Genomic DNA, 10,317 nt, shown 5'->3' with positions numbered 1-10,317 from the left:
CATATATGCATCAATATCAGCCTCTTTGGAAGAAAGCTCAGTTATGTTGCTGCATTTAGATTTTTTTCCATTGATTGTTGTAGATGTAGGAACCCCAATGGATTCTTTATAAGCTCTGATGCTTGTATCCAGAAAAGTTCCTTTACAACCATATTTTTCCATTGCCTCCGCTCTGGTTAATTCATGGTTATAAATCTGGCGTCCTATGTCTAATTTTTGTTCTTTAGAGTATCGCATATAGCACCTCGCTGTCTTTGATTATGTAAACAAGAATACTTTTATAAATAGATGTTACCTTTATAAAATACAGATGTCTACATAATGCGTGTAGTGTCTACTTTTACGTTACCACTTCATTTCTTTGTTTTGGCGTGTCGTTTCTCCTTCTATCAGACACGCGGATTCTCATTTTTTCTATTTCCGCGTGTTTTTCTCTCTTCTTTTAGACACGCGTTTTCATCATTTTCACTTTTCCGCGTGCTTTTCACCCTTCTAGAAGACACGCAGATTTTCACTTTTCCTACTTTCGCGTGTCGTTGGTCCCTTGCTCCGACACGAAGATTCCTCTATATTCCATTTCTTCGTGTCGAAAATCTCTACCTTCGACACGTAAATAACTTAAATACTCTTTTTTTCGTGTCTATCTGTTCTCTCATCGACACGAAAATCTCAGGATTATTCGTTTCTTCGTGTCTTTCCATCCTTTTGCAGACACGAAAATTCTCCCAACTGTCTTTTTTTCGTGTCTACATACTCTTTTTTTGACACGAAAATCCCGTACTTTTTCAATTCTACGTGTCTTTCCGCTCTTTTTCAGACACGTAAATCTCTGGATTTCTCAATTCTTCGTGTCATTCCGCTTTTTTGTAGACACGAAGATTTAGCCTTTTCTATATTCTTCGTGTCCAAGACCCTTCCCCGAAACTGTTGGCTTTGCCACAGTCCCAGTTTCAAACCTGCTTGACTACCCTGCCAAAGCCTTTACAATGTGCTATACTAGAAATCCTAAAGGGAGGAGGCATCATGAGCAAAATACTTAGACCGCACCACGGTATGTGCTTTCAATTCTATGAGGGAAAGGGATATAGCGAGGATTTCACTGATCATATGGGGCGCATCATTTATGAGATGGAGGAAGATCCAGCTCAGCTGATAACACTGAAGGTTGAAACTGATATCGTCTGCAAGAACTGTCCTAATAATGAATCTGGCATATGCACTTCGCAGGAAAAAGTTCGTAAATACGATAATGAAGTTTTAAAGGCATGCGGAATTTCCAATGGCACCGAGATAAAATACAAGGACTTCATTTCAACTGTAAAAACAAAGATAATTGATACTGGTCTTAGAGCTGAGATTTGTGGCGACTGCGGATGGAATTACATCTGCGAGAAATCCAATAAAGCATAATAAAAAGCAGGTTTACTCTAAAGTGAGAAAACCTGCTTTTTTAATGCAAATAGGAATTATTTTACATTGAATGCCTTGATTCCTGGGTAAACTGCTGCGCCACCGAGCTGCTCTTCGATTCTGAGAAGCTGGTTGTATTTAGCAACACGTTCTGTTCTAGAAGGAGCACCTGTCTTAATCTGGCATGTGTTCAAAGCTACGGCTAAGTCAGCAATTGTTGTATCTTCTGTCTCACCTGAACGGTGTGAAGAAATTGCTGTGTAGCCAGCCTTGTGAGCCATCTTGATAGCCTCAAGTGTCTCTGAAACTGAACCAATCTGGTTGAGCTTAATAAGGATTGAGTTACCGCATCCGTTCTCGATACCCTTTGAAAGACGCTCTGTGTTTGTTACGAAAAGATCATCACCAACAAGCTGAACCTTATCGCCAATCTTAGCTGTCATCTTCTTCCAGCCTTCCCAATCCTCCTCATCAAGACCATCTTCGATAGAGATAATTGGGTACTTGTCTACAAGTGCTGCCCAGTGATCGATAAGCTCGTCTGTTGTAAAGTCCTTGCCTGACTTTGGCTGATGATAGAAGCCCTTGCCTTTTTCTGACTTCCACTCGCTAGATGCAGCATCCATAGCAATCATGAAGTCCTTGCCTGGCTCAAAGCCTGCAGCCTTGATAGCCTTCAAGATAACTTCGATAGCTTCATCATCATTCTTAAGTGAATTTGGAGCGAAACCACCCTCATCACCTACAGCTGTAACATCTCCCATCTCCTTAAGGATTGCCTTAAGTGCGTGGAATACCTCAGCACACCAGCGTAAGCACTCGCTGAATGAAGGAGCGCCAACAGGCATAATCATGAACTCCTGTGTATCAACAGCGCTATCAGCATGAGCACCACCATTCAAAATGTTCATCATTGGAACTGGAAGCTTAGTGCCCTGAATACCACCAAGGAATCTATAAAGAGGAATATCAAGTGATGTAGCTGCTGCTCTACAACAAGCAATTGATGTTGCAAGGATCGCGTTTGCACCAAGGTTTGACTTATCCTTTGTGCCATCTGCCTTAATCATAGCTGCGTCGATTGCATAGATATCAGAGGCATCCATACCGCAAATTGCATCTGCGATAGGTCCGTTGATATTTGCAACTGCCTTTGTAACACCTTTTCCTAAGTATCTGCCTTTATCGCCGTCACGAAGCTCAAGTGCCTCGAACTCTCCTGTAGATGCACCAGAAGGAGCCATTCCGCGTCCAACTGTTCCATCAACAAGTGTGACCTCGCATTCAACAGTAGGATTTCCTCTTGAGTCGAGGATTTCTCTACCAATAACCTTTTCAATTTCTAAGTAATCCATAACTATCCATCCTTTCACATGAATTTGTTTTTTAGAACTCCATATTGTTAAGGCAGGTAGCAGCTGCACTTAACAATACAAAAAGGAGTTCCGCAATGATTTACACATAGTTAGCCCTTACTAACTACAAGTAGATTAACAGAACTCCTTATCATATTCAAGGATATTTAGCTCACATTATTGAGCATTTTTCTCAATAAAAACAACTTCTCCAACATACATGTCGTGCTGGGCCTCATTCTCATAGAACTGCTTTGCAATTTCAGGAATCATGTTTTCTGGCTCAAGTCTCTGGCAAATAAGCTTTCTGCAAACAAGAGTTACTTCAGCTTCCTCAAATGTGATTCCATTTTCTACTTCCTTAGAAGTAAGGCCAGATTCATGAACCTTGTCCATATCACGGCCGGATTTTGAGCCAAGGACGCCCAAAGTCTTTTTGTATTCTTCTGGATAAAAGCTAACAGTGAAATAATCGTTGTCTTTCATAAACTCATTAGTGTAGCGTGATGTTCTAACATAAACTGTAGCAACTGGCTTATTCCAAAGAGTTCCCAGTCCACCCCAGCTAATTGTCATTGTATTAAACTTGTCCTTATCCCCTGCAGTAAGCAACGCCCACTTCTTGTCGTACTGCTCAAAAATGTTTGTATTAAACTCCATAGATAATTATCCTTCCTTTTGTCCAACAAATCCATGAATTTCAAGCACAAAAAAATTATTTGCAAAGCTCAGCAACAATCATATTGATGGCTTTTCCGTCTGCCTTGCCCTTAAGTGCTGGCATGACTTCCTTCATGATTGCGCCCTTGTTCTTAGAAGCAAGCACCTCTGCAAAATTCTCCTGAAGGAATGCGCGAATCTCATCCTCGCTCATCATTGCAGGAGCGTACTCTTTGATTACATCATATCTAAACTGGTACTCTTCCTTTAAATCTGTTCTCTCAGCTGGGCATGTGTCGAGCTGCTCCTTTGCTGTCTTTAATGACTTGAGAATAACCTGATCTACCAAATCATCTGCAATGTTATCTCTAGTGCCAGCGTCGATAGCGGCCTTCTTTACATCAGAAACCAATGAAGAAATGGCATCTTTTCTTGCCTTATCTCTTGCCTTCATTGCTGCAACCATGTCTTTTTGTAATGTTTCAAACTGCATTTTCATTATCCTCCTCTAATCTATTACCTAGATTATAGTCCTTATCAATGCGTAAATCCATGGCGCAATTACAGAAATCTGAAGAAACCACCTTGCCATCTTCTATTCGGATGATGTGATTACAGCAAAGCTCGATTAGCTCTGGATCGTGGGTGGATACTAACACAGTACTTCCGCTGGCTGCCAGCTCCTTCAAAAGCTCAGCCACTTTCACCATATGAGAATAGTCCAAGCCTGATGTAGGCTCATCAAATAAAAGAAGCTTTGCCCCTGCGGCTATGGCAGATGCAATGGCGACACGCTGCTTTTGACCTCCGGATAAAGCCATGGGATGTTTGTCTTTGAATTCAAGCAAGCCCAATCTCTCAAGGATTTCGTTGCATTTTTCGATATCCTTTTCCTTCATAGAAAGCATCACTTCAGCTTCTACACTATCTGTAAAAAGCTGATGATTCACATCCTGCATAACAAGATAGCTGATGTTTATCAAATCCTTGCCACGATACCTTTTATTTCTATAAATGATTTCACCTGTGCAGTCCTTTTCAAGGCCGCATAGACACCGAAGAAATGTGGATTTGCCTGTGCCGTTTCTGCCAATTACACCTATCACGTTTCCCTTAGGCAGAGTTAGCTCCGGTAGATTTAGATTAAGAATATCCCCATCCTCAGCCGATAGCTTTTTCTTTCGGAAAATATATGGCCTTCTTTTATAAGTAAAATAAAAGTTTTTCAGCTTAATAGAATCTCCATAATCGCTAAAATTTCTCAGTGCGCCCAGACCTGAAGATATGTCAGTAAACTTCTCTATATATTTCTCTTCAATTTTCACCGGCCTAAGCTTTAAGCTTCTAATTTTTGAATCCGTAAATGCGAAGAACTCATCTCCATTGTATTCGCCGGCAATCTCCCCATTGTCCATGTAGATAACTCGGTCAAGCAAATCCTTCAAGTACCATAATCTGTGCTCCGAAATTACGATAGTCTTGCCTTCACTCTTCCATTTGAATATTTCATTTTTCAAGTCCTTGATAGCGTCCCAATCCAGATTAGAAGAAGGCTCATCCAGAAGAATAACATTAGGCAAAAGTGCCGACACTGAGCCACAGGCAATCTTTTGTTTTTCGCCGCCTGACAAATCAAAGAGGCTTCGGCCCATGAGCTTTTCCAGGTTCATATCCTTTACGACCATGTCCTGTCGTCTTCTGATTTCATCAGGGTCCAAGCCAATATTCTCAGGTCCAAATACTATTTCACCATCTGTATCAACAGAGAAAAACTGGCTCCTTGGATTTTGAAAGACAGTACCTACCACACCTGCCAAATCATAGAGCTCAGTGTTTTTTATTTCATGTCCATCCACAAGAACTGTACCGCTATAATCACCTGGATAATAGTGAGGAATCAACCCATTTATCAATCTGATAATTGTAGTCTTTCCTGAGCCAGATGCTCCACACAAAAGCACAGTTTCTCCTTGCGTTATGTTAAGAGAAACATTGTTTAATAGGCCTTCCTCTGACCCCTTATATTGAAAACCTACGTCTTTAATTTCGATTATATTCTTCATAATAAAATGTACTTATTCAAAACAAAAATAACTGTTGCGATTGAAAACAAGAGTATCAAAATCCAGTCAAAAACGTGCAACTTAAGCTCCACAACACTGGTTCTTTTAACTTCCCCTCCAAGTCCTCTAGTGATGGCCGCTGCCGACAATTCGTCGCCGATGTTAACGCATGAAAATAACAGGGGAATCATTCTGTATTCAACCATTTTTGCTGCATTGCCTCCTGCCAAAGATATTCCTCTCATCTTCATGGCATCTCTTATAGAACCATATTCCTCTTTGATGGTTGGGAAAAACCTCATGACCACTGCAAGAGAGATGGTGATGCCATCTGGAACATGCATTTTTTGCATCGCCGCCATAAATTCATCTATCTTTGTAGAATGAATTACGTACCAGGCAGTAATGAATGCAGGTAAAAACTGTGCAATAATGCCGCAATAGCCCGTCAGTAGCGCCCTAAGTAGACCAGTTGATTCCGATGATAAGAAATAGAAAGTCAGAATCAACGCACTTATATACAGCGCAAAGAAACGCAATGCGCTTGCATAGCGTTTCTCTGCAATTAAAAGTGCGATAGGCACCATGGTAGTTAGAATTCTAAGGCCCCACAAAAATGGCGTGGTGGCACTCATCATAACAATGGCAGATACCACAAAAATCATATAAATTTTCGTTCGTGGATCCAGCTTGATTTTCATTAAACAATTCCCGCCTTTTCAAAATGTTTCTTTACAACTATTTTTCCAATATAGGAACCAATGTATCCAAAAATAAGGCAAAGGATCAAAAGAACCCATATAGTTTTGCTGTTGATTGCTCTAAGCAAACTGTCTGTGTATTCTGCTGAATAGCCCTCTTCTAGAAGGGATTCTCTATAAGAATTTGCAGTCACAATTACAGGAAAATAATTGGCGCAAATCCAAAGGCAAAATACTGCATAACTAATGGAAATCATTTTGAACTGTTTGTAATCTCCCGCTTTTGCAATAAAGTCAGCAACTACTCCAGCTATGATAATAAGTGGTGCTCCTAAGAACCCCATACCTGTAACAAACATAATGATTGCAATTAATACTGACATAATTGTAATCATTCCAAACTTATCTACCTTGCTGTAGAAAAGCATCATAGGAATTGAGCCAACAATAGGAATCATCACTACATATGACGCTACGATGTATGGGTGAATGAAACCAAGGATGCCACATGCAAACTCCACTACAAATACAATTGCTGTAAAAATTCCTACTGTAATAAAATCCTTTGCTGTCAATTTTTTCTTATCCATTTTCTTCCTCCAAATTAATTACGCAATCTTCCAGCTTACAGCCTTCTTTCGACCGCTAACGAAATTCTTGTAGATGCCATCCACAGCCATGAGCTCGTCGTGCTTGCCCTGCTGGACAATCTTGCCCTTGTCGATGACCAGGATTTGATCTGCGTGTCTAACAGTTTTCAGTCTATGGGCAATCATGATGATTGTCTTTTCTCTAGTAAGATTCTCGATTGCCTCTGTCAATTCCTTCTCGTTTTCAGGATCCACATTGGCTGTTGCCTCGTCCAAAATGATGATTGGTGCATCCTTCATGATAGCTCTAGCAATAGCGATTCGCTGCTTTTCTCCACCTGATAATGTGGCTCCGCCTTCGCCAACCAATGTCTCATATCCATCTGGAAGTGACATGATGAAATCGTGGCAACATGCTTTCTTGGCTGCCGCAATTACCTCATCCATGGAAGCCTCCGGACGGCCAAATCTGATGTTATTTGCAATTGTATCCTCAAACAAATAAACTCGCTGGAAAACAAAGCTGAAATTCTCCATCAGAGAATCGAAGCTGTAGTCCCTTACATCTCTTCCGCCGAGTGTGACCTTGCCGGATTTCACATCCCAAAATCTTGCAATAAGGGATGTCAGCGTGGTCTTGCCACCACCGGATGGGCCAACGATAGCTGTAGTAGTTTTCTCTTTAATATCAAGGGTCACATCGTCGATGATAGTCCTGTCCTCATATGCAAAGCTGACATGATCAAGATGAATGTCGCGGTTTGAAGGCTGAATATCTTCACCATTAATATCCATCTGCTCAACTTCAATAATCTCATTTACCATATCAACGCCTTTTCCAATGATTCTAATAAGGGCTGTGTAAGTTCCTGCCAAATCAAGGGACTCAAAGATGATGAATGCACAAAGCATCATTGTGATGCAGTATGTGAGCTTCATGGTGCCATTCAGATAAAAAGCAATTGATGCGCCTGCAATTACAACTCCCGCAAGCTTACAGATGAGCATCTGCACGCCTACCAAAGGAATAGCTGCAATCTCCGCTTTGATATCAGCCTTTGTTTTTCTTTCGATTGCTTTATTGAGTCTTGCGTTGTTCATGGCGATAATGTTGTAGTTTCTGATTTCTGCAATGCCCTGGATGAACTCAAGAATTACGCCAACCATGTCCTTATCTGACTCAATTTTCTCAGGGGCAACCTTCTCTACGCTCTTATTTGTAAACTGATTGAAGATAAAGAAAATCAGGATAACAGCAATACATATCAAGCCGATTCGCACATCAAAAATAAACATACCAAGGCTAACGATGAGGGTTGTAATTGTGCCCTGCATAACTAATATTATTGCGCGGGTTGCAATGTCTCCTGTCTGTTCCAAAGTGTTGGTGGTGACAGATGTGATATGTCCCAGGCTTGTATCATTAAAATATCCCATTGGCAAATATCTGAGATGCTCGCCAATTTCGATTCGCTTGCCAGCGCAGGTCCTATAGCCGCCTTCTGTAAGAAGCATCTGATAGAACCTATTTATAACCATTTTTCCAACAGTGCTTAAGAGCATAAATCCCATTACAAGTAAAAACGTATTTACGGTAATGTTATTATTCACAATGGCATCAATTGCAAAATAAGCTGCAGGAATTTTCATGCCAGCAAAAAATGCATCGATAACACCTAATGCAATTGATTTATAAAACTTTTTTCTGTTTTCTTCATTACAGAATTTGAAAAATTTCATCAGAATTTTAAGCATGAGCGGCCTCCCTTCTAGCTTCAGAACCCATAACTGAATCCACTCTGTCATCGTCCTTCGACATGGTGTGAGCCTCCCACATATTTCTATAGAGAGGACAATCAGCTAGGAGCTGTGCATGAGTGCCTTCTGCCTCAACATTTCCCTCATTAATAACGAAAATCTTGTCCGCATCAATGATTGTTGAAAGTCTATGAGCAATAACGATAAGTGTCTTGCCCTGTACCAGCTTTGCCACGCTTTCCTGTACCAGCGCTTCGTTTTCTGGGTCCGTATATGCGGTAGCCTCATCCATAATTACAACCGGTGCATCTTTGAGCATTGCTCGTGCTATGCAGATTCTCTGTCGCTCTCCTCCTGATAGATGTCCGCCTGCGCCACCAACAATGGTGTCGTAACCATTTTCAAGGCCAAGGATGAATTCATGGCATCCAGTAGCTTTCGCTGCAGCGATAACCTCTTCATCTGTAGCACCAGCCTTGCCCAGTCTGATATTTTCCATAACGGACATATCAAACAGATAGTTGTCCTGGGCAACATAAGCAATCTGACTTGTGTAATAATCAAGCGGAAGCTCCTTAATATCAACTCCGCCAAAAGTGATGGCGCCTTCATTCACATCCCACAGTGAATCGATGAGACGGGCAATGGTACTCTTGCCTGAGCCAGAAGGTCCCACAAATGCGTTAACCTCACCTTGCTTGATATCCATATTCAGGCCGTGCAAAATTTCCTTATCCTTGTAAGAAAAATGCACATTTCTGAGAGTGATATCAGAGCCCACCGGCTGCTTTGTTAGAGTGTCAGGTCTCACCATATCTTCTCTTTCAATGATTTCTGTAACCTCTCCAAAGATTGCCTGCATTTTCATAATGTCATCCATGTACGAAAAGGCAATCATCAGTGGCCCCATAAGACCTGCCGAAAGAATTACCGATGTGATGAAATCCTCTGGTGTCATGCCACCATTTTTCACTAAAAGTAACCCAATTGGGAGCACTCCAAGAAATGTAGCTGGTGTAAATGCGAAGCTTCCCGCCTGGAACCAGATACACTTTCTCATCCAATTGATGAAGCAATCTGCACCTTCCTTTGCAGCAAGCACGAATTTTTCATAAGAACTTCCGGTCTTACCAAAGGCTTTGATAACCTCGATACCATTGATATATTCAACAGCTGTATCATTCAAATATTTAGTTTTCTGTATCGTATATTCGAATTCACCCTGACTTCGGGCCATCATACCAGCCACAAAACATAAACCGATTGCAACTGAAATGAGATTTGCTAAGCCCATACGCCAGTCCAAAGCAAGAATGTAAATGAACATGACTATAGGCAACAAGATATTTGCTGTAAACTCAGGCACAATATGAGCCAAAGTAGTTTCCATAGAATCAACGCGCTCTACAATAATATTTTTGTAGGCACCACTGTTGTCATCCAAAACCGAACCAAGTGGAATGGTCGAAAGCTTCTTGCAAAGCTGAGTTCTAATCCCGCCCAATACGTTGAATGTGGCAATGTGGGACAATGTTGTAGATGTTGAGTGAAGTGCAACTCTAAGAATCCAACATAACACCATCATCAAAATCAGTGACATGTAATGACTGAAATACATATCCTTTGATAAAAGCATTCCAACAATCTTAGCAATTATCAAATATGGAATAAATGACATGGCTACACCGATAATGGCCAACAGCACACTGCCGATGTAAAAACTTTTCTTTCTCCCTGCAAAATGAATAACCCAGGAGAACGTACTTTTTTTCTTCATAAA

10 protein-coding genes are annotated in these 10,317 nt (G+C 41.0%); 1 reads left to right on the top strand and 9 read right to left on the bottom strand.

Going from position 1 to position 10,317, the window contains the following annotated elements; all coding sequences use genetic code 11:
- Positions 1-237 (bottom strand): hypothetical protein (locus T375_RS13610; RefSeq protein ID WP_197019854.1); only part of this gene is annotated, 237 nt, incomplete at its 3' end.
- A gap of 786 nt (positions 238-1,023) precedes the next feature.
- On the opposite strand from T375_RS13610, the gene T375_RS10035 reads away from it, so the two are divergent.
- Positions 1,024-1,410, top strand: coding sequence for a DUF1284 domain-containing protein (locus T375_RS10035; protein WP_044937919.1), 387 nt, complete (start codon positions 1,024-1,026; stop codon positions 1,408-1,410).
- Between the two features lie 56 nt (positions 1,411-1,466).
- On the opposite strand, the gene eno is transcribed toward T375_RS10035, so the two are convergent.
- The 8 genes from eno to T375_RS09995 all read right to left on the bottom strand — a co-directional run bounded on the left by eno (position 1,467) and on the right by T375_RS09995 (position 10,314).
- Positions 1,467-2,765, bottom strand: coding sequence for a phosphopyruvate hydratase (gene eno, locus T375_RS10030; RefSeq protein WP_044937917.1), 1,299 nt, complete (start codon positions 2,763-2,765; stop codon positions 1,467-1,469).
- Between the two features lie 177 nt (positions 2,766-2,942).
- On the bottom strand, positions 2,943-3,425 hold the full coding sequence (locus T375_RS10025; RefSeq protein ID WP_044937915.1) for a flavin reductase: 483 nt from the start codon (positions 3,423-3,425) through the stop codon (positions 2,943-2,945).
- Between the two features lie 55 nt (positions 3,426-3,480).
- Positions 3,481-3,918, bottom strand: a complete 438-nt coding sequence (locus T375_RS10020; RefSeq protein WP_044937913.1) for a GatB/YqeY domain-containing protein — start codon at positions 3,916-3,918, stop codon at positions 3,481-3,483.
- The gene (locus tag T375_RS10015) at positions 3,908-5,488 is read right to left on the bottom strand and encodes an ABC transporter ATP-binding protein (RefSeq protein WP_155952502.1); all 1,581 of its coding nucleotides are present in this window, start codon (positions 5,486-5,488) and stop codon (positions 3,908-3,910) included. Before T375_RS10015 ends, T375_RS10020 begins: the two co-directional genes overlap by 11 nt.
- Positions 5,485-6,189, bottom strand: coding sequence for an energy-coupling factor transporter transmembrane component T (locus tag T375_RS10010; RefSeq protein ID WP_044937911.1), 705 nt, complete (start codon positions 6,187-6,189; stop codon positions 5,485-5,487). Before T375_RS10010 ends, T375_RS10015 begins: the two co-directional genes overlap by 4 nt.
- Positions 6,189-6,779, bottom strand: coding sequence for an MptD family putative ECF transporter S component (locus T375_RS10005; RefSeq protein ID WP_044937909.1), 591 nt, complete (start codon positions 6,777-6,779; stop codon positions 6,189-6,191). The genes T375_RS10010 and T375_RS10005 overlap by 1 nt, the downstream gene beginning before the upstream one ends.
- Before the next feature lie 18 nt (positions 6,780-6,797).
- Complete coding sequence (locus T375_RS10000) at positions 6,798-8,534, bottom strand: ABC transporter ATP-binding protein (protein ID WP_044937907.1); 1,737 nt, start codon at positions 8,532-8,534, stop codon at positions 6,798-6,800.
- Positions 8,527-10,314: an ABC transporter ATP-binding protein gene (locus tag T375_RS09995; protein WP_044937905.1), complete on the bottom strand. Its 1,788-nt coding sequence runs from the start codon at positions 10,312-10,314 to the stop codon at positions 8,527-8,529. The genes T375_RS10000 and T375_RS09995 overlap by 8 nt, the downstream gene beginning before the upstream one ends.
- Between the last annotated feature and the right edge of the window lie 3 nt (positions 10,315-10,317).

The organism is Pseudobutyrivibrio sp. LB2011, assembly GCF_000701765.1.
In the GTDB taxonomy this organism is placed as follows: domain Bacteria; phylum Bacillota; class Clostridia; order Lachnospirales; family Lachnospiraceae; genus Pseudobutyrivibrio; species Pseudobutyrivibrio ruminis.
This window is presented reverse-complemented; position numbering and strand designations above follow the sequence as displayed.

Coding starts and splice junctions, on each gene's coding strand:
- T375_RS10035 (WP_044937919.1), top strand. CDS start 1,024: ATGAGCAAAATACTTAGACCGCACCACGGTATGTGCTTTCAATTCTAT.
- T375_RS10020 (WP_044937913.1), bottom strand. CDS start 3,918: ATGCAGTTTGAAACATTACAAAAAGACATGGTTGCAGCAATGAAGGCA.
- T375_RS10005 (WP_044937909.1), bottom strand. CDS start 6,779: ATGGATAAGAAAAAATTGACAGCAAAGGATTTTATTACAGTAGGAATT.
- T375_RS10025 (WP_044937915.1), bottom strand. CDS start 3,425: ATGGAGTTTAATACAAACATTTTTGAGCAGTACGACAAGAAGTGGGCG.
- eno (WP_044937917.1), bottom strand. CDS start 2,765: ATGGATTACTTAGAAATTGAAAAGGTTATTGGTAGAGAAATCCTCGAC.
- T375_RS10000 (WP_044937907.1), bottom strand. CDS start 8,534: ATGCTTAAAATTCTGATGAAATTTTTCAAATTCTGTAATGAAGAAAAC.
- T375_RS10015 (WP_155952502.1), bottom strand. CDS start 5,488: ATGAAGAATATAATCGAAATTAAAGACGTAGGTTTTCAATATAAGGGG.
- T375_RS09995 (WP_044937905.1), bottom strand. CDS start 10,314: ATGAAGAAAAAAAGTACGTTCTCCTGGGTTATTCATTTTGCAGGGAGA.
- T375_RS10010 (WP_044937911.1), bottom strand. CDS start 6,189: ATGAAAATCAAGCTGGATCCACGAACGAAAATTTATATGATTTTTGTG.